The following is an 18762-nucleotide window of genomic DNA, read 5'->3' on the forward strand; positions in this document are numbered from 1 at the left end:
CGGGGAACTTTTCCTCAGAAAAACTGTCGGATGAAAGCGGCTTCCCCTGGGGGAGTGGCCGTGGTAAGGGGGGCACATGGACAAAGGGGCGCTCCAGCAACTTTTGCGTGAGCGGAGGGCGGCCATCGCCCCGGAAGAGTACGGTTTGAGCAGGCCGTCGCGACAGGGGAGGCGGGCCCCCGGGCTCAGTCAGTCGCAGATGGACCAACTGTTGCACCGCACTCACGGTACGTACAACCGTTTGGAGGCCGGTAACTACCCTCACCCGCCTGAGGAGTTATTGCGGGACGTGGCTCGACTGCTCGCGTTTAACGAGCACGAATGGACCCTGCTCTGGCTCTACACGATGCACCGGGACCCTCCCACCCCCCTCCACCGGACGTCGGGTACGGAGGTCCGCGAGGCGTGGGGCGAAGTGGTGCAGAGCATCTCCCACATGGCCTACATCAGCGATCAGAGCTGGCGTGTGGTGACCTACAACGACGCTTTCGCCGCCATGTTCCCGGACCGGAAGGTCTGCGCGAACACGATGCGCTGGATGGTGCTCGATCCCTCCGCGCGCGATGTCCTGTTGGGCTGGGAGGACCACTGGCTCCCGATGGCCCTCCCGCAAATGCGCGCCGCCGTCGCCGCGTTGCCGCACGACCCGGGCCTCGCGGAGCTGGAGGCGGATATTCTCGCCGACCCCGTTGCCGGACCCCTGTACCGGGCCGGCGGCGGGGGAGCCTTCGCCCATCCCGATGGTGACGAACGGCCCCTGAACCACAGCGAACTGGGCAAGGGGTGGGTCACGCTGTGCGCGGCCGAGCCGCTGTCCCACCCCCGTGTGCGCCTGATGGTGATGATTTTTCATCCGGGCGAGGAGCGCCGCCTCGGCGCATCGACCGTTCTGCGAGCCCAGTGAACGACAACTCTTCCATCGGTGCGGGCGACTTACCCTCCCCGCACCCCCGGTCAGTTTCCCATCCGATCCCTTCGTGGAGGATCCGTTGCCTGCATATGTGGCGCGCCCCGCCATAGCCCTGCCCGAACATGTCGTCACGACGGACGACATTTGCGACGACATCGAACGGCACCACGCCGACCATCCCAAACTGGGGACCTACCTGAGGGTCGCCAGGGCCTCGGGGGTGCGAAGCCGCCGGTTCACCCGGCCGCTGGACTCGCCGACCGTCTCGGGCGGGGCCAGGATCAAGGAACGGAATCTGGTCGCCTTCGAGGACTGCGCCCGGCTCGCCGCGGAAGCGGCGCGCCAGGCCCTGGCCAACGCCGACCTGGAGCCGTCGGACATCGACTCCGTCGTCACCAGCCACACCACCTCGTGGACCACGCCCGGCCTGGACGTCCACCTGATCAACGCCCTGGGGCTGCGCCCGGACGTCCGACGGACGCCGATGGCCTCCCTCGGATGCGGTGGTGGCGCACAGGCGCTGGCCCGGGCCGCCGACGAGATCATGGCCCGCCCGGACAGCCGCGTCCTGGTGGTCGCCGCGGAGACGCTGAGTACGATTTATCGCCATGAAGACACTGATCTCAGCTCAATGATCTACAAGGCGCTGTTCGGTGACGGTGCCGGTGCCTGCGTCGTCACCGGCGAGCGGCGAGGGCCCGGTCTCCGCATCGACGGCAGCTGGGAATACCTGCTGCCGAACAGCCTCGACCGCTACTGGTGCCGCGTCGACGAGCTGGGGCTGCACTTCGACTCCACCCGGAAGGCCGTGGCGGCGGCGGGCGAGGTCCTGCCGGAACTGCTCGGCCGGCTGAAGACCGTCGGGTTCGCCTCGCCGCCCGAGTGGGCCGTCGTCCACGCCGGGGGGCCGCGGATCCTCGACGACATGGCCCGGGGGCTGGGCATCGACGAGAAAGTCCTGCGCCACTCCTGGAACAGCATGGAGAACAGCGGGAATCTGGGGGGTGTGTCCGTTCTGGACGTGCTGGCCCGTACTTATGAGGAACCGCCGGAAGCGAACGCGAGGGGACTGCTGGTCGCTTTTGGGCCCGGCTTCTTCACGACCGCCTGCCACGGTGTCTGGTCATCGTGAACGGGCTGTTCCCGAGCTGTCGTTGAGAAGGCCGCGAAGAACCGGGCGGGGTCGTCGACGGCCCGGGGCCGGATCTCCGGGAGGGCGTCGGGCCATTCCACGCCGACGGGCCTGAACAGCAATTGGTACAGCAGGGTCCCTTGGGTTCCGACCGGTTCGCTGACGGATATGGTGAGGGAACCGGGCCCGAGTTCGGAGTGATGGAGCGGCCGCTCGGCGCCGTCCGGATGTGCGTGACCGGGAGCAACGCTCCGGAAATACTTCCGGGTCCGCGGATCGGCCAGGCACTGCTGACTCAGTGTGCGCAGGGTGCGGTTGTCGGGGTTCCGCGCCAGGGCGACTCGGAGTTGGGGTGCCACGACCGCTGCCCAACGGGTTTCCCAGTCGGTGAGCACTCGGTCACGCGCGTCCTTGTTGAACAGCATCCAATGCATGGTGTTGCAGGGAGGACGGCGGCCGGGGAATATCGCGGCGAAAGCCTCGTTGTAGGCCAGTACGTTCCATTGCGGGTCGCAGAGGTAGGCGATGCCCGAGAAGGCGTGCATTATCCGCATCCAGTGCCCGGGGACGGTCACTTCCGGGTTCATGGTGAGCGGATAGGGCGGCTGCTCCCCTCGGGCATAGCTGTAGAGCACGACCCATTCCTGCTCGGTGAGGCCCAGGAGGTGGGCCACATCGCGCAAATACTCCGGCGTCGGGCTGTCCAGGACGCCGCGCTCCAGCTTTCCGTACGTCCCCGGCGCCCGGAGGAGTAAGTGGTCGACATGCGCCTGCGTCAGGCCGGGTGACTTCCTGCCCCTGGGGTCCAGCCGTATGAGGCCCAGACTCTCGGGGCTGATTGCCGCCCTGCGCTCCGTGAGCATCTGGCGCAGCACCTCCGCGTCCAATGGAGCAACTCCCTTCCTATGCCTGGAACCCCCGTCTTTCGAGGCGCGCTGTCCTCACCTGAAAAAGAACTGTCCGGGCCCGATGATAGAGCGGAGTCGCCGTTGGGGAGGTGGGGGGTGCGGCGGAGTTCCCGGGCGGGGCGGGTGGAATTTGTCAGGGAATGCGTACTGCCTGCCAATTCGGCCCCGCGCCGCGGTATCTGGTCCGTACTATTGCCGCGCTCATGTCTCTTCCCGCAACAACCGCAGATACACCACCGAGAACAGCCCCCCGACGAGCAGCAGGAGCAGCGCCACCGCCGTTCCGTACCCGATCAGGGACTTGAGGAACGCCTGGTCGTACATGAAGACGGGGAGGGTCTCGCTGCGGTGGGCCGGGCCGCCGCGGGTCATGGCCCAGATGAGGCCGAAGACGGAGAGGGTCTGCAGGGTGTTGAGCATGAGATTGGTGCCGATGGTGCGGCGGAGCATGGGCAGGGTGATGTGCCAGAAGCGGCGCAGGCCGCTCGCGCCGTCGACCAGGGCGGCCTCGGTGACGTCCTGGGGGACGGAGTCGAGGGCGGCGGAGTAGACCAGCATGGAGAAGGCGGTGCCGCGCCAGACGTTGGCGAAGGAGACGGCCAGGATGGGCAGGGTGAACAGCCAGTTCTGGGTGGGCAGGTGGAGGTGTTCCAGGATGGCGTTGAGGGTGCCGCGCCGGTGGAAGAAGGTGTAGAGGAGGAAGCCCGCCACGATCTCCGGGATCACCCAGGCGGCGACCACGATCGTGCCCGTCAGGGTGCGGACGGGCCGCGAGGCGTGCCGCATCAGGGCGGCGAGCGCGAAGCCCAGGGTGTTCTGGCCGACGAGGGACGACAGAACGGTGAAGAGCAGGGTGAGGACGACCGCGTTGCGGAAGTGCTCGTCCGCGAAGGCGTGCCGGAAGTTGTCGAACCCCACCCAGGAGGCCGACGCCTGGCCGGTGAGCCGGGTGTCCGTGAAGGCGAGGCCGACGCACCAGACGACCGGGCCGGCCAGGAAGAGCAGCAGCAGGACGGTGGCCGGGGCGAGCGGGAGCCAGCGGGTGGCCGCGGAGCGGCGGCGGGCGGTCACCGGCGCGCACCGGCGGTGTCGGCGATCGACTTCAGCTCGTCGTCGTAGTCCCGCGCGGCCGCCGCGGCCGTCGCGTCGCCGGTGGCGACCGCCTCCATCGCCTCCTGGATCGCCGCGGAGACCTCCGGGTAGACCGGCAGGGCCGGGCGGTGGCGGGTGATCCGGACCAGATCGGTGAAGAAGTCGATGCCCGGTACGTACGTCCGGTACCGCTCGTCGGCGGCGACGTCGTCCCGGACGGCGACCTGGCCGTCGCGGACCGTCCAGTCGAGCGCGTTCGCCCGGGTCTGGAGGGTCTCGATCGCCTGCCAGGCCAGGTCCGCCTTGCCTGACCGGGCGGCGATCGCCCAGGACCAGCCCCCGGAGAGGCTGACCCGCCCGGGGGCCGCGCCGTGCTGCGTCGGGAACGCGGCCCGGCCCATCACCTGTGACCAGCGCGGCCACGGCCTGCTGCCGTTGGGCTGCCAGTTCTTGCCGAGCCACGAGCCGTCGAGGGCGATGGCGAGCCGGCCGGAGGGCAGCCATTCGGCGGTGACGCGGGTGCTGACGTTCGGGTCGAGCGCGTCCGAGGGGTCGGGACCGAGCTTCTCGTCGTACACCGTGCGGACGAACTCCAGGGAATCCACGAACCCCCGCCCGCCCGTCAGCCACTTCTCGCGCGCCGGATCGTAGAGCGGATCCTTCCCCGTGCCGTACAGCAGCATCTCGAACCCCTGCATGCTGGCCGCCTCACCGGGGCCCTTCCCCGTGTAGAGGTGGAAGGGGATCACCCCGGGGACCTTCCGCTTGACGGCCCGTGCGGCTTCGAGAACGTCCTCCCACGTCCTCGGGCGCCAGTCGGCCGGCAGACCGGCCTTGGCGAAGATCTCCTTGTTGAACCACAGCCCCCGCGTGTCCGTCCCGTCCGGCACCCCGTACGTACTCCCGTCCGCGCCCCGGACCAGCGCCTTCGCCGCCGGAAGGTAGCGATCCCAGTCCTTCCAGCCGGCCAGCTTGTCGTCCAGCGGTCTCAGATAGCCGCTCGTGACGTCGGAGTTGATGAGCGCGGTGTCCTCGCGGACCAGGTCCGGCGCCGTCCTCGGCGACCGCATCATCTGCTGGACCTTGGCGGCGTAGTCGTTCTCGGCGGCCTGGACGGGCACCAACTCGAGCTTCTTCCCGGGGTGCTCGCGCTCGAACTGCCGCTTCACCACAGCCAGGTAGTCGTCCATGATCCGGTACTTGTTGTCCGTGCTGCGCTGATACACGATCCGCACGGTGTCCGGGTCCCCGTTGGCGGCGCTCCCACACGCGGTGAGCGGGCCGGCGAGCGCCGCGACGAGGAGGGTGCCGACGGCGACGAGCAGCACGGGGCGGGCCGGGCGCTCTGGCACGGTGTCCTCCAACGGTCGGAGCCTCGATGGCACTCCGATTACGTTCCCTGGCTGTCGGTGACGTACGCGTCGGCCGGTGTGCGGCTTTCCGCCCGCGTGTCGTGGGGGTATTTCACGCTCTTCCGGCACCTGGAAAAACCGTCCGGCTTCTATCAGGATCGGCTCTTTGAACGCATGGGTGCCGTACGGCACATCCCACCTGCCGCATCCGCGTGAACCCAGGGGCGTGAGGCTGTTGTTGGCTCATCAGCCGCTTGACGCGCAGCGGGTGCGTTGCCATGGACGCCAGAGGAGTCGACAGACGCGTGATCAAAGAACCGGAGAGGACAAGCGAGTCTGCCGGTCGATTGTCTTCATGGGTAATTGAGCAGCCTGTCCGACCAGGCAGGATGTAAGCAGAAGGGGCGGTATGGGCGGCGACGGAGAACTCCGTGCATCCGGGAGTGACGATGTGCTGTCGGTCGACGGACTGCGCTGTGAAATGGCCGGGCGAATGCTCTTGGACGGGGTGGATCTCCGGGTTTCCGCAGGGCACTCTGTGGCGATCGTCGGGCCGAGCGGAAGCGGAAAGAGCACTCTGCTGGGATGCCTGCTGGGCCTGGTTCGCCCGTCGGCGGGGGTCGTACGGATCGTCGGCAGAGACATCGTCCGGATGCACCGGCGCGCCCTTGAGCTGCACAGGAGCCGCCACATGGGCGTCGTGTTCCAATTCGGGGAACTGCTGCCCGAGCTGACACCGGTGGAGAACGTGGCGCTGGCCGCACTGTTGGCAGGCGGTAGGCCCGAGCACGTCTATGGCAGGGCCCGGCGGCTGCTCGACGATCTGGGCGTACCCGAGGCGGTGACGACGGCCCAGCTGTCGGGTGGCGAACGGCAACGCGCGGCTGTGGCGCGGGCTCTGATCAACGAGCCGACCGTGCTGTTGGCGGACGAGCCCACCGGTGCGCTCGACGCGGCGACGCGCGACAGCGTCGCCTCGGTGCTCTTCGACGTGCCGCGCCGGTGGGGATGCGCCCTGGTCGTTGTCACTCATGACGATGTGATCGCGCAAAGCGCCGACGTGTGCTGGGAGTTGGCGGACGCCACGCTGAGGCGGCGGGTCATCGGAGCCGGCCGGTGACGGCGGACCGTCCGGGCGTGCGTCGTCAGCTCCTGCGGATCGGGCGTTCGGCCGGGAAGCGGTCGGGCGGTGGCCGGATACGGGTCGTCGCACTGTTGCTGGCGGGCGCCGTCCTGGCGCTGGGATTCTCCTCGGTGGTCGCTGTGTACGCCGCGTACGACGGCATACACATGCGCACGGAAAAGCGGTCCCTCCAGTTTCGGGCCGCGCGTCCGGGCGAGCGCCCGGTGGCTCTGGCGATCGATGGCTTCGACGACGTCGCCGGACTTCAGCACAGCATCGTCTACCTCCGCCCGCTGTCCCGTGAGGCGCCGCTGCCACCGGGTGTCAGCGCCTGGCCCGGACCGGGGGAAGCGGTTCTCTCACCGGCTCTCGTCCGGTCCTTGAAGGACGAGGGCTCGCCGCGCCGGTTCGGAGTGGTGACCGGGGAGATCGGCGAGGACGGCCTGGCCGGTCCGGGCGAACGGATGGGGTACGTCAATCCGACCGACCGGCAGATGGCCGGCGCTTCGTTCAGGCCCGTCATGGGGTTTGGCGGCGCCCGGGGAGACATGTTCGGCGACGTCATGTTCATCAAGGGGCGAGGGCACCTCATGGATGCCCTGTACTTGCTCCTGATACCGGCTCTCGCCCTGGGCGTGGTCGCGGTGCGCATGGGTTCGGCGGCCAGGGACGGACGAACGTCCCTGGTGAGTGCTCTGGGCGGTACCTGGCGTGCCAGATTCTGGCTGAACATGGGGGAAGCCGCTCCGCCGGTACTCGCGGGCGCGGTCATCGGTCTGCTCCCCGGCGCGATCGTGGCCGCCACCGGCGCCGTGAGGCTGCCCTGGATCGGCTACCGGTTGTCCGCCGCGGATCTCCGGCGCTGGTGGTGGGGGCTGCCCCTCTCGGGCGCTCTCGCCGCGGGGGTTCTGCTGCTGCTCGTCTGCCTGATGCACCGGGCCGGTGGTCGCCGCAAAGCGCGATCGCCGAGGGCGGGGGCGCTCAGGACCCGGATGTTGCGCTGGGCGGCCACAGCCTGTCCGGTGCTGATCTGCGCGACCGTCTGGGGCCCCGCGCAACTCGATCCCGCGAAGTACGCGGATCTGCGCGGGCTGCTGTACGACCTCGGTGTCGCCGCGGTCCTGGTCACGCTGCCCTGTGCAGTGGCTCTGGGAGCCGCTGCGGCCGGCAGGAGGCTCGCCCGCGCCGCCCGGCGTACGGGAAGTCCCGCCCAAGTGGTCGCCGGCCGGCACGCGGCCGCGCACCCGGGTGTCACGGCTCGCGTCGTGGCCGGAGTGGCGATCGCCTTGGTCGTCGTCAGCCAGATCCAGCTCACCAGCTCCCAGTTCGGCGAGTCCGCCGCGCGGGCCAAGGCCACCATGCGGGAAGTGGGTTCCGGCCTGCTCCTGATGGAGTTGCGGCCCACCAAGGTGAGCCGGGAGAGGTTCGAAGCCGTTCTCCGGGACCTGCCGCAGGGTACAGAGACCATGACGGTCCGCACCGAGACCGGTTCACCGGCTCCGCGGACACTGTTCACGGGGCCGTGCGACGCCTTGCGGACGGTACGCCTGCCCTGTTCCGAAACCCCCCGAAGGGTCGCCGTCCGCGACGTGGAACGGCGCGTCGCCGAGACCGCTCGCTGGACCGGTCCGGTAGCCGGCGAGCTCTATGTCCAGGAAGGCCCGGTGCTGTCCGGCGGCGGCCCGGAAGGTGTTCCCCCGGCGGTGGTCCTGACGTCGACGAGCGGGGACGAGCTGCCTGTCGGCCGCATCAAGCAGCTCCTGAGGGACAGTCTGCCCATCGGCTCCGCGAGTGTGGACCTGCTGGGGGCACGCTGGATCGGCGGCGCCAATCTGGCCGTCGCCCATGGAAGATGGGTGATCTTCTTCGGTGTGTCCGGTGTGCTGGTACTGGCTCTTGCCCTGGCACTCGCCAACGTCTCCGAGTTCGTGCGCTTCAGTACGGTGGTGGCACCGCTGAGCGTGCTCACCGGAAGACGCAGGCTGTATTACGGAACGGCGGCCTGGTCGGTGCTGGTGCCTTTGCTGGCGGCCATCGGGGTCAGCTTCGTCGTCTCGGTCTGGCTCGCCGCACCACAGGAAAGCCCCGACGAGGGCATCACCCTGTCCATGGGGATGCTCGCGGGGACCGCGGGGGCGTTGGCGGCGCTGTCCGTGGTCATGTGGTGGTGGGGAGCGCGCGCTGCCGTGCGGCAGTCCACGCGGTGGCGTCCCTATGGCGACTGAGTCCGTACGTGCGTGTTTCGCGCGGTGGCTGGGGTTCGCCAGGTGTTGCGGCCCTGTCATACTTCGTCGGCCTGCTCTGAATGCAACAGCCCTGATTACTGGTCGCGTTGACTCTGCCAGCGGTACCGCAGTTCGGGTCGCCCCACGTTGCCGTACAGCGGTGCGCGGGCAGCCCGCCCCGTGTCCACCAGGTGCTCCAGATAGCGGCGGGCGGTGATCCGGGAGATGCCCACCGCGCCGCCGGCGGTGCCCGAGGAGATGCCGTCGGGGCCCGCGGCGCGCAGGGTGTCGGTGATGGCCGCGAGGGTGTCCGTGCTCAGCCCCTTGGGCAGGACGGCGGGGCGGGGGGCGCGCAGGGCGCCGAGGGCCCGGTCGACCTCCTCCTGGCCGCTGGCCTCGCCGGCCGCCGCGCGGAACTCGGCGTAGCGGACGAGCCGGTCGCGGAGGGTGGTGAAGGTGAAGGGCTTGAGGACGTACTGGACGACGCCGAGGGAGACGCCCTCGCGGACCACGGCCAGGTCGCGGGCCGAGGTCACGGCGATCACGTCGGCGGCGTGCCCGGCGGAGCGCAGGGAGCGGAGCAGCCGCAGGCCGTGGCCGTCGGGGAGGTAGAGGTCGAGGAGCAGGAGGTCGGCGGGGGAGCGCTTGAGGAACTGGGTGGCGTCGCCCACCGAGTGGACCACTCCGGTGACGGCGAAGCCCGGTACCCGTCCCACGTAGAGGGCGTGGGCGTCGGCGGCGACCGGGTCGTCCTCGACGACGAGCACCCGGATGGGCGGCTCGGCAAGGGGCGTCGTCACGGTTGGTCACCCGCCCTGTCGCCGACCGCCCCGCGCAGTGGCAGCCGGACCGTGAACTCCGCGCCGCCGTGCGGTGCGTCGGCCACCGTGACCGTGCCGCCGTTGCGCACCGCGGCCTGCCGGACGAGGGCGAGGCCGAGGCCGTGGCCGTGCGGGGCGCCGCCGGGCGCCTTGGTGGACCAGCCGCGGCGGAAGACGTCGTCGGCTGTCTCGGGGGTGAGTCCGGGCCCGGTGTCGGTGACGCGCAGCAGCAGGTCGTCGCCGTCCGGCCGGACGGTCACCGTGACGCGGGCGGCCCGCGCGGGCTGGCCGTCGCCGGGCCGCGGGCCCGCCGCGTCCACCGCGTTGTCGATGAGGTTGCCGAGGACGGTGACCAGGTCGCGGGTGGGCAGGGCGGGCGGCAGGAGGCCGTCGTCCACGTGGGTGTCGGGGGCGAGCACCAGCTCGACGCCGTGCTCGTTGGCGTGGGCGGCCTTGCCGAGCAGCAGGGCCGCGAGGACCGGCTCGGCGACGGCGGCCACCACCTGGTCGGTGAGGGCCTGAGCGAGCTCCAGCTCGGCGGTGGCGAAGCCGATGGCCTCCTCCGCGCGGCCGAGTTCGATCAGCGAGACGACGGTGTGCAGCCGGTTGGCCGCCTCGTGCGCCTGGGAGCGCAGCGCCTCGGCGAAGCCCCGGACGGAGTCCAGCTCACCGGAGAGGGCGAGGAGTTCGGTGTGGTCCCGGAGGGTGACGACCGTGCCGCGGCGCTGACCTCCGGAGACCGGCGAGGTGTTGACGACCACCGTCCGGTCGGCGGTCAGGTGCAGCTCGTCGACGCGCGGCTCCCGGGCCAGCAGGGCGTCGGTCAGCGTCCGGGGCAGGCCGAGCGCGGTGACGTGCCGGCCGATGACGTCCGTGCCGCGCAGACCGAGGAGTTCCCGGCCCCCGTCGTTGACGAGGGCCACACAGCGCTGCCCGTCCAGCATCAGCAGCCCCTCACGCACCGCGTGCAGGGCCGCCTGGTGATAGTCGTGCACATGGGCGAGCTCGGTGGCGTTCATCCCGTGGGTGTGCCGCCGCAGCCGCCCGTTGAGGAGGTACGTCCCGGCGCCGCCGAGCGCGAGGACGGCGAGGGCGAAGGCGAACAGGGTGACCATCTGCCGGCGCAGTTGCGCGCTGATCGCGTCGACCGTGATCCCCGCGCTGACCAGGGCGGTGACCGTGCCGTGCCGGTCCCGGACGGGGGCGACGGCCCGCACGGACGGGCCGAGGGTGCCGGTGTACGTCTCCGCGAACACCCGCCCCTCCAGCGCCGGCCCGGTGTGGCCGAGGAAGGACTCGCCGATCCTGGCCGGGTCCGGGTGCGTCCAGCGGATGCCCCGCGGACTCATGATCGTCACAAAGTCCACACCGGTGTCGTGCCGCACCTGCTCGGCGTAGGGCTGGAGTTCGGCCGTCGGGTCCGGCGCCCCGGCCGCCGCCCGGACGGCCGGGGACGCGGCCACCGCTGTGGCCGTCGCCGTCACCTGACGGCGCGCCGCCTTCTCGGCCTCCGCGCGGTCGGAGAGGTAGGCGAACGCGGCACATCCCGCCACCACGGCGGCCACCAGCACGATCTGCACGGCGAAGAGCTGGCCGGCCAGGCTGCGGGGGCGACGTATGCGAGGTGTGCGCATGGGCGACAGTGTGCCCCGGGGCCCTTTCGTGAACGTAATGCACGCAAGGGTGACCGCCGTCACAGCGGCGTGCATAGTCACCGGGACCCCCCTCGACGGGAGAGCGGGGCCGTCCGAATGAGCCGCGACCACGAGGAGCCCTCCGTGACAGCCGTGACGACGACGTCACCGTCCACCCCGCCGGGTCCGGCGGCCGGGAGACGGGACCGGACCCACTACCTCTACCTCGCGGTCATCGCGGCGGTGCTGGCCGGCATCGCGGTCGGCTTCGCCGCCCCCGGCACGGCCGTCGAGCTCAAGCCGCTGGGCACCGGATTCGTCAACCTCATCAAGATGATGATCTCGCCCGTCATCTTCTGCACGATCGTGCTGGGCATCGGCTCGGTGCGCAAGGCCGCCAAGGTCGGCGCGGTGGGCGGCCTCGCGCTCGGCTACTTCCTGCTGATGTCGAGCGTCGCGCTGGCGATCGGCCTGCTGGTCGGCAACCTCCTGGAGCCGGGCAGCGGCCTGCATCTGACGGACGCCGTGCGGCACGCCGGCGAGGCCCAGGCCAAGGGGGCGCACGAGTCGACCACCGCGTTCCTGCTGGGCATCATCCCCACCACCCTCGTCTCCGCCCTCACCGGCGGCCAGGTGCTCCAGACGCTGCTGGTCGCCCTGTTGACGGGCTTCGCCCTCCAGGCGATGGGCCCCGCGGGCGAGCCGGTGCTGCGCGGCATCGGGCACATCCAGAAGCTCGTCTTCCGCATCCTTTCCATGATCATGTGGGTGGCGCCGGTGGGCGCCTTCGGAGCCATCGCCGCGGTGGTCGGGGCGACGGGCCTCGACGCGTTGAAGTCGCTCGCCGTCATCATGATCGGCTTCTATACGACCTGTCTGCTGTTTGTCGTGGTGGTGCTGGGAACGCTGCTGCGGCTCGTGGCCGGAGTGAACATCTTCCGGCTGCTCCAGTACCTGGGACGGGAGTTCCTGCTGATCCTGTCCACCTCGTCGTCGGAGTCGGCCCTGCCCCGGCTCATCGCGAAGATGGAACACCTCGGCGTCAGCCGGCCCGTCGTCGGCATCACCGTCCCCACCGGTTACTCCTTCAACCTGGACGGCACCGCCATCTACCTCACCATGGCCTCGCTGTTCATCGCCGAGGCGATGGACAAGCCGCTCTCCTTCGGGCAGCAGATCTCCCTGCTGCTGTTCATGATCGTCGCCTCGAAGGGCGCCGCCGGCGTCACCGGCGCCGGACTGGCCACCCTCGCCGGCGGCCTCCAGTCGCACCGGCCCGAACTCGTCGACGGTGTCGGCCTGATCGTCGGCATCGACCGCTTCATGAGCGAGGCGCGCGCCATGACCAACTTCGCGGGCAACGCCGTCGCGACCGTGCTCATCGGCACCTGGACGAAGGAGATCGACCGGGCGCGGGTGCACGACGTCCTCGCCGGACGGCTGCCGTTCGACGAGAGCACGCTGACGGCGGACGGGCACGAGGTGCCCGCGGCGCGGGGGACGGAGCCGGAGCCGGCCGGGGTGTGAGTGCTCGGTGAGGCGCCCGTGGCTCCGGCGGGGGAGCGTGGGCGCTTCACGGTACGGCCGCTCGGTACGGCCGCTTCGAGGGCCGGCCGCCTCACGGGCCGGCCGCCTCACGGTCCGGGTGACTGACGGGCCGGGCGCCTCACGGTCCGGGTGACTGGCGGTCCGGGCGCCTCCCGGTTCGGGTGACTGACGGGCCGTCAGATGGCTTCCGCCTCCCGCCCGTCCGCCCGCGCCGTCCCGATCCGCGCGACCAGCTCCGCCGCCTCCTCCGCCCGGACGCCCGCCGCCGTCAGGACCGTCACGGCCGCGGAGTGGCCCGCGTCCTCCGGGGGGAGGAGCCCGTCGTTGACGGCCTGGAGCAGGCCGAAGAGGATCTGCTCGTGCACGTAGGAGAGGGCCGCCGCGGGCAGGACCGACGTGAAGCGGCCCGCCTCCAGGCCGCGCCGCAGCAGGGCCTCGCTCTCCCGCCGGACCGGCTCCAGACGGCGCAGGATCCCCTCGACCGTGACGCTCCGCTGCGCCATCGACACCAGCAGCCGGTAGCCGTCGGCGATCTCCCACACGGCGAGGATCGCGCGCGCCAGCGCCTCCGCCGCGTCCCCCGGATCCCCGACGGCCCGCAGCGCCTCGGCGCGCGCCGCCCCGACCGTCTCGGCGGCGTCGTCCACGAGCGCCGCGACGAGCGCGTCACGGCTGGGGAAGTGGCCGTAGACCGTGCGCCGTACGACGCCCGCGGCCCGGGCGATCTGGTCCATGCTCGCCTCCGGGTCGCGCAGCAGCTCCGCGAGGGCGACATCCAGGATGCGGCGGCGATTGACGTTCGCTCTGCCGGTCATCGGTTCTCTTCTCCGTCGGGCCCGTGCGGCCCGCCCAGGGCCTCTGCCTCCTCATTTTGCACACCGGCGTCCGACCCCCTTAAATTGCACACGAGTGTGTAATTGCACAACCATGTGCAAGATCGAGGAAGGGAAGGTTGCCATGCGCCTGGGGATATCGCGTCCCGTCGACGCGATGGACGGGCCGTACAAGCGACGCTGGTGGGCGCTGGGGGTGCTCTGCATCAGCCTGCTGATCATCGTCATGGCGAACACCTCGCTGACGGTGGCCGCTCCGGACATGGTCCAGAGCCTCGGCCTCGGCAGCTCCGACCTCCAGTGGGTCATCGACGGCTACACCGTGCCGTACGCCGCGCTGATGCTGATCCTCGGCGCGGTCGGTGACAAGTACAGCCGCCGCGGTGCCCTCGTCCTCGGCCTCCTCGTCTTCGCCGGGGCCTCCGTCGCGGGTTCGCTCGTGGACAGCGCGGGCGGCGTCATCGCCTCCCGTGCCGCGATGGGCGTGGGCGCGGCCATGATCATGCCCGCGACGCTGTCGCTGCTCGCCGCGACCTTCCCGCGCGCCGAGCGGGCCAAGGCCATCACCATCTGGACGGCGACCGCAGGTCTCGCCATCGCCGTCGGCCCGCTGGTGGCCGGTGCGCTGCTGGAGGACCACGGCTGGGCCTCGACGTTCCTCATCAACGTGCCGATCGCGCTGCTGGGCGCGGTGGGCGCGCTGTTCCTGGTGCCGCCCTCGAAGGCGGAGAATGTCGAGAAGATCGACTACATCGGCGGTCTGCTCTCCGTCATCTGGGTCGGCTCCCTGATCTACATGATCATCGAGGGTCCGCACTTCGGCTGGAGCGCCAAGGCCATCACCGCCGCCGTCGTGGCCGGCGTCGGCCTGGTCTGCTTCGTCCTGTGGGAACTGCGCCACCCGCGCCCGGTCCTGGACGTCCGCCGCTTCGCCCAGCGGGCCTTCGCGGGCTCGACGCTGGCCGTCGCCCTGTTCTTCCTCGCCGTCTTCGGCGCGTTCTACTACCTCACCCAGCACCTGCAGTTCGTGCTGGGCTACTCGCCGCTGGACACGGGTGTCCGGATGCTGCCGCTGGCCGGCGCGGTGTTCGTGGGCGGCGCGCTGACCGCGTTCCTCACCCCCCGGTTCGGCATGAAGATCACGGTCGCGCTCGGCATGACCGTGGGCACGGTCGCGATCGCCCTGCTCACCCGCGTCGACGCGTCCTCGTCCTACGACGCCTTCGTGCTGCCGCTGGTGATCCTGGGTCTCGCCATCGGCCTGTCCCTGTCGCCCTGCACCAACGCCATCATGGGCTCCTTCCCCGAGAGCCAGCTCGGCGTCGGTGGCGCCGTCAACAGCACCTCCATCGAGCTGGGCGGCTCGCTCGGCATCGCCATCCTCGGCACGGTGCTGGCCAAGACGTACTCGTCCAACCTGGCCGACGCCGCCGAGAAGGCCGCCGCCCACGGCGGGCCGAAGCTGCCCGAGCGGGCGCTGACCGCCGCCCAGGACTCCGTGGGCGCCGGTCTGTACGTCGCCCGCGAGGTCGGCGAGCAGGTCGCCAAGCAGGCCGCGCCGAAGCTCGGCGCGCAGAAGGCGGCCGAAGTCGGCGCCCAGCAGGCGCAGTCCGTCGTCGAGGCCGTGCACAAGGCGTTCTCGGACGCGGTCGCGCACACGAGCGTCGTCGGGGCCGTCGTCCTCGGCGTCGGAACGGTCGTCGTCGCCCTGCTGCTCCCGCGCAAGGGCGCGCAGCCGCGGGCCGCCGCGGAGTCGGCGGAGGCGGAGGCCGCGTCCGGCAAGGGCGGGGCGCGGGAGGACGAGCGCGTCTGACCGTTGTCGGCCGGGTGGGGCGGGACGGGGGCGGGTCCCCGTTTCCGCCCCACCGGCTTGTGCGGGACGAGGACTGGGCGCTCGGGACCGGAGGCCGGGACTGGACAGATCAAGTCCTGATGGGTAGACAGGCTCACGGTGTCCGGGGAGCGGACAGGTGATCGGGACCGACAACCCGCCCGCCAGGGTGTCCGTCTCTTCCTGCGCACGGCTCGGCGCCAACTGAGCGCGCTGTCCCCGCCGTCGGGAGCAGCCCGCTGTACCGGCTCCTTGAGAAAGGGCTTCGATGACGGTCGCGTGTACCGCGATGCTCGACCTCACCCTGATGACCCTCCTCGGCCTCACGGCCGGAACGGTCGGCTCTTGAGCGCCCGCCGACGGGTCTTCGCCGCCTGGGCGGGGCTGTGCCTGGCCGGCCTCGCCGTCACCGCCGCCCTCGACTCCGGCTCGTCCGCGGACGAGCCGGAGCCCCCCGGCAGGAAGCCGACGCCGCCGGGCGCGCACGCCGTCGACTGCCGGAAGATCGTCGACGATGTTGAGCGGCAGGAAGCGTCCCGCCCGTCCACGCCCCCTGACGTCGTCATCTTCAGGGACTGGGCGGTGCCGGAGGAGTGCGCGGACGAATTCAAGGCCCGCGTCCCGACGAAACACCGAGGACGGCCCGTGCCGCGATCCGCAGGCCCCACCCGCCTGCCGCCTTGATCGAGGCCGTCGCCGTACCGTCGTGTGTTGTCGACCTCGTGAGGACGTGGGGGCTGTGGTGGTCGAGCCGCGTTGTGAAGCGGTGCGTCGGGTGGGCGACGATCCGTTCTCCGGGCGAGTGGAGGTTCAGTTCACGGACGCGGCGGGACAGCGCTGATCGCTGTCCGGCAAGCCGCCGGTCTTCGACGCTGCCGGTGACCTCGGACCGGACTCGTCCTGCCCGGTGGACGCCGCGGTCGCCTGCGTGATCCGCGCGGAGTATGACGGACTCGTCACCGTCTCCACGTCACCGCACGGTGTCGAGACGCCGGACGGGCGCGAGGAGTTCGTGGTGGGGCGGGACCAACTGATCGGCCTTACCGGGTGAGAGCCCGGGCGGGTTCGCCCGAGGAGGCGCCGCGGGCCGGTCCGTGCCGCTTCGTGGCGCCGATGAGCGGTGCGACGACGAGGAGTTGCGCGGCCGCGAGGGCGAGGCAGAGGGTCGCGGCGCCGGCCCACAGGGCGGCGGGGCCGGCGTGTTCGAGCACCTGGGTGGCGGTGACGGGGGCGGCGACCGCGGCGATGCCCCAGCTGACGCCGTACGCGGCGAGGTAGCGGTCGGTGCCGCCGGGTGGCGCGAGGCCGGCCACGACGCCGAGGATCCGGCCCAGGACGAGCACGTCGCCCAGGCTCCACAGGACCGTGGTCATCAGGAGCACGGGCAGGGTGGACGCCGTCGCGTAGCCGGCGAGACCGAGCGCCAGCAGGGTGTATCCGAGGGCGAGGGCCGCGGAGTCGGAGAGCGCGGCGAGGCGGCGCAGGCGCAGGGCGGGCTGGGCCGCGACGACGGTCACGGCGGAGGCGCTGAACAGCAGTCCGGCGTCGGCGGGTTCGAGGCCGCGACGGGCGAGGGTCAGCGGCAGCGCCATCACGATCTGCGTGGAGACGAGCGCGAAGACGGTGCCGGACGTGAACATGGCCCACAGCGCACGGTCCCGCCAGGGGCGGACCGGATCGACGGGTGCGCCGAGGTGGGCGGCCCGTCGGCCCGGGCGGTCGGCGGGCAGCGCGACGCGGAGCGTCAGCGCGCAGGCGAGGCAGGTGAGCGCGTCGGCGACGAACAGCCAGCGCAGGTCCCACCGGCCCAGAGTGGCCGCTATCAGTCCGGCGCCCGTGCCGCCCGCGGCGAGCGCGGCGTTGAGCAGGCTGTAGGCGCGGACCCGGTCCGCCGGGCCGACCGCGTCGGCGATCATCGCCTGGCTCGGCGGCTCGTACAGCTCGAAGGCCAGGCCGAGGAGGACCGCGCAGACCGCCACCGCGGTCAGTGAGTCGGCCGCCGCGATGCCCAACTGCGCGAGGGCGCAACCGATGAGGCCGAGCACGATCGTGCGGCGCCGCCCGAGGCGCACCGCCAGGCGGCCTCCGGCCAGGCGCGACGGGATCGTCGCGAGGCCGAAGGCGGCCGCGAGCAGGCCCGCTGTCGTGGTGCTCGCGCCGAAGTCGGTGCCGATCAGGACGGTCAGGAAGGGCAAGGAGAAGGCGCCGAGCCGGTTGATCGCCCGCGCCGCCACCAGCAGCCATACGATTCGCGGCATCGCCACCACCCCCACGTGACTGTCGAATCAAGTATTGTCAGTCACGGACGCTAATCCCCTAAGGAGTGACTGGTCAAGTGATGTTCGACAGTCACGTCGCGGTGCTGCTGGACCAAGCCGTATCGCTCGTGAACACGTTGACCGACGGAGAAGCGCGCGGCCGCCCCTACACCGCGCCCCGCGGAGCCGAGTTGCCGGACGCCATCGACGCTGCCGTGTCGCGCACCGCGTCCTCGCTTCCGCGCGACATCGACGCCGAGCAGGCGGAGTACCTGGTCGGGACAGCCCGGCGCATGCGCGAGGTGTTCCAGTCCATGCAGGACGGGCGGCTGGACGCCGCCGCGGCGGCCGTGAACGACCTGCTGCGCGACTCCGGCGCCCGGCCCCGGCTGGACCGGGTCGGGGGCGAGCCCTGGCAGATGCACTTCCACGGCGCGAACGACTCGTTCGCCGCAGGGTCCAGCGCCAGCTGCGCCACCGCGCTCGCCCTGGCGGTCGGCGGCGGCCTCGCCGGCCGACTGGGCGTCTGCCGCGCCGACCGCTGCGACCGCGTCTACGTCGACACCTCCCGCAACGCCGCCCGCCAGTTCTGCTCCACCGCCTGCCAGAACCGCACGAAGGCCGCAGCCTTCCGTGCGCGCCGGGACGCCGACGGCTGAGGCCGCCGTCGAACGAGGCCGGGGCGACGATGCCTTGGGGTCGCGCCGGCCTTTCACCCCTGGGGCGCGTGGGGCTTTGTCAGCACCCCGCCCGGACGTGCGCCGACGGAGGTCTTTTCGTTGTCGCTCATCTCCCGCGTCCTGGCGACGACCGAGTTCCGCACTCCGTCGGTTCCGTTCTCGGCAGGGCTGACGACGGTGCCCTTGACCCGGAAGTTGTACACCAGTCCGTCGGAGTAGAAGTGCCAGGTACCCGTAACCTTATGCATGGCCTGGGCCCGGTCGATCCAGCCCACTTCACCGGGCTTCACGGTGCTCCCGATGGAGCCGCCTTCGGAGTGCGAATTGCTCCACATGTAGCCGTACTTGGCGGAAACGCTGGCACTGAGAACCTTGTCGATGAGCGTGGCGGTGACCGAGGCGGAGACTTCCACCG

17 protein-coding genes are annotated in these 18762 nt (G+C 71.1%); 9 read left to right on the top strand and 8 right to left on the bottom strand.

What is annotated here, in order from left to right; all coding sequences use genetic code 11:
* Positions 1-76 precede the first annotated feature (76 nt).
* Both HN013_RS13435 and HN013_RS13440 read left to right on the top strand, forming a co-directional pair.
* Positions 77-904 carry a helix-turn-helix domain-containing protein gene (locus HN013_RS13435; protein ID WP_171166341.1) on the top strand — a complete coding sequence of 276 codons (828 nt, stop codon included), beginning with the start codon at positions 77-79 and terminating at the stop codon, positions 902-904.
* An 85-nt stretch (positions 905-989) separates the two neighbouring features.
* A complete protein-coding gene (locus HN013_RS13440) occupies positions 990-2042 on the top strand; it encodes a 3-oxoacyl-[acyl-carrier-protein] synthase III C-terminal domain-containing protein (protein ID WP_171166342.1) in 1053 nt (350 codons plus the stop codon).
* Here HN013_RS13440 and HN013_RS13445 read toward each other — a convergent pair.
* The 3 genes from HN013_RS13445 to HN013_RS13455 form a co-directional block, all read right to left on the bottom strand.
* The gene (locus tag HN013_RS13445) at positions 1946-2929 is read right to left on the bottom strand and encodes a helix-turn-helix domain-containing protein (RefSeq protein ID WP_171166343.1); all 984 of its coding nucleotides are present in this window, start codon (positions 2927-2929) and stop codon (positions 1946-1948) included. The two genes, HN013_RS13440 and HN013_RS13445, sit on opposite strands and share 97 nt — an antisense overlap.
* Positions 2930-3151: 222 nt before the next feature.
* Entirely contained in the window at positions 3152-4021 is an 870-nt protein-coding gene (locus HN013_RS13450) for a carbohydrate ABC transporter permease (RefSeq protein ID WP_171166344.1), read from the bottom strand.
* On the bottom strand, positions 4018-5394 hold the full coding sequence (locus tag HN013_RS13455) for an extracellular solute-binding protein (protein WP_171166345.1): 1377 nt from the start codon (positions 5392-5394) through the stop codon (positions 4018-4020). The genes HN013_RS13450 and HN013_RS13455 overlap by 4 nt, the downstream gene beginning before the upstream one ends.
* A 481-nt stretch (positions 5395-5875) precedes the next feature.
* Between HN013_RS13455 and HN013_RS13460 the strand changes: the two genes are divergently transcribed.
* Together HN013_RS13460 and HN013_RS13465 are read left to right on the top strand one after the other, a co-directional pair.
* Positions 5876-6514 carry an ABC transporter ATP-binding protein gene (locus HN013_RS13460; protein WP_171166443.1) on the top strand — a complete coding sequence of 213 codons (639 nt, stop codon included), beginning with the start codon at positions 5876-5878 and terminating at the stop codon, positions 6512-6514.
* Between the two features lie 17 nt (positions 6515-6531).
* The gene (locus HN013_RS13465) at positions 6532-8742 is read left to right on the top strand and encodes a hypothetical protein (protein ID WP_171166346.1); all 2211 of its coding nucleotides are present in this window, start codon (positions 6532-6534) and stop codon (positions 8740-8742) included.
* A gap of 95 nt (positions 8743-8837) precedes the next feature.
* Here HN013_RS13465 and HN013_RS13470 read toward each other — a convergent pair whose 3' ends face one another.
* A complete protein-coding gene (locus tag HN013_RS13470; protein ID WP_171166347.1) occupies positions 8838-9542 on the bottom strand; it encodes a response regulator in 705 nt (234 codons plus the stop codon).
* On the bottom strand, positions 9539-11197 hold the full coding sequence (locus tag HN013_RS13475; protein ID WP_171166348.1) for a sensor histidine kinase: 1659 nt from the start codon (positions 11195-11197) through the stop codon (positions 9539-9541). Before HN013_RS13475 ends, HN013_RS13470 begins: the two co-directional genes overlap by 4 nt.
* 144 nt (positions 11198-11341) lie before the next feature.
* Between HN013_RS13475 and HN013_RS13480 the strand changes: the two genes are divergently transcribed.
* Complete coding sequence (locus HN013_RS13480; RefSeq protein ID WP_171166349.1) at positions 11342-12724, top strand: cation:dicarboxylate symporter family transporter; 1383 nt, start codon at positions 11342-11344, stop codon at positions 12722-12724.
* Between the two features lie 197 nt (positions 12725-12921).
* Here HN013_RS13480 and HN013_RS13485 read toward each other — a convergent pair whose 3' ends face one another.
* Positions 12922-13560, bottom strand: coding sequence for a TetR/AcrR family transcriptional regulator (locus tag HN013_RS13485; protein WP_171166350.1), 639 nt, complete (start codon positions 13558-13560; stop codon positions 12922-12924).
* Positions 13561-13702: 142 nt separating this feature from the next.
* On the opposite strand from HN013_RS13485, the gene HN013_RS13490 reads away from it, so the two are divergent.
* The 3 genes from HN013_RS13490 (at position 13703) to HN013_RS33660 (ending at position 16460) form a co-directional block, all read left to right on the top strand.
* Complete coding sequence (locus HN013_RS13490; protein ID WP_171166351.1) at positions 13703-15391, top strand: MFS transporter; 1689 nt, start codon at positions 13703-13705, stop codon at positions 15389-15391.
* Between the two features lie 363 nt (positions 15392-15754).
* Entirely contained in the window at positions 15755-16093 is a 339-nt protein-coding gene (locus HN013_RS13495) for a hypothetical protein (RefSeq protein ID WP_171166352.1), read from the top strand.
* Between the two features lie 244 nt (positions 16094-16337).
* Positions 16338-16460: a hypothetical protein gene (locus HN013_RS33660; RefSeq protein ID WP_283247556.1), complete on the top strand. Its 123-nt coding sequence runs from the start codon at positions 16338-16340 to the stop codon at positions 16458-16460.
* On the opposite strand, the gene HN013_RS13500 is transcribed toward HN013_RS33660, so the two are convergent.
* A complete protein-coding gene (locus tag HN013_RS13500) occupies positions 16450-17667 on the bottom strand; it encodes an MFS transporter (RefSeq protein ID WP_171166353.1) in 1218 nt (405 codons plus the stop codon). The genes HN013_RS33660 and HN013_RS13500 overlap by 11 nt on opposite strands.
* Positions 17668-17747: 80 nt before the next feature.
* Between HN013_RS13500 and HN013_RS13505 the strand changes: the two genes are divergently transcribed.
* Positions 17748-18326 (top strand): CGNR zinc finger domain-containing protein, encoded by a 579-nt coding sequence (locus HN013_RS13505; RefSeq protein WP_171166354.1) that lies wholly within the window; start codon positions 17748-17750, stop codon positions 18324-18326.
* Between the two features lie 53 nt (positions 18327-18379).
* On the opposite strand, the gene HN013_RS13510 is transcribed toward HN013_RS13505, so the two are convergent.
* Positions 18380-18637 carry a hypothetical protein gene (locus HN013_RS13510; RefSeq protein ID WP_171166355.1) on the bottom strand — a complete coding sequence of 86 codons (258 nt, stop codon included), beginning with the start codon at positions 18635-18637 and terminating at the stop codon, positions 18380-18382.
* Positions 18638-18762: the final 125 nt, after the last annotated feature.

Source organism: Streptomyces sp. I05A-00742 (genome assembly GCF_013055795.1).
Taxonomy (GTDB): domain Bacteria; phylum Actinomycetota; class Actinomycetes; order Streptomycetales; family Streptomycetaceae; genus Streptomyces.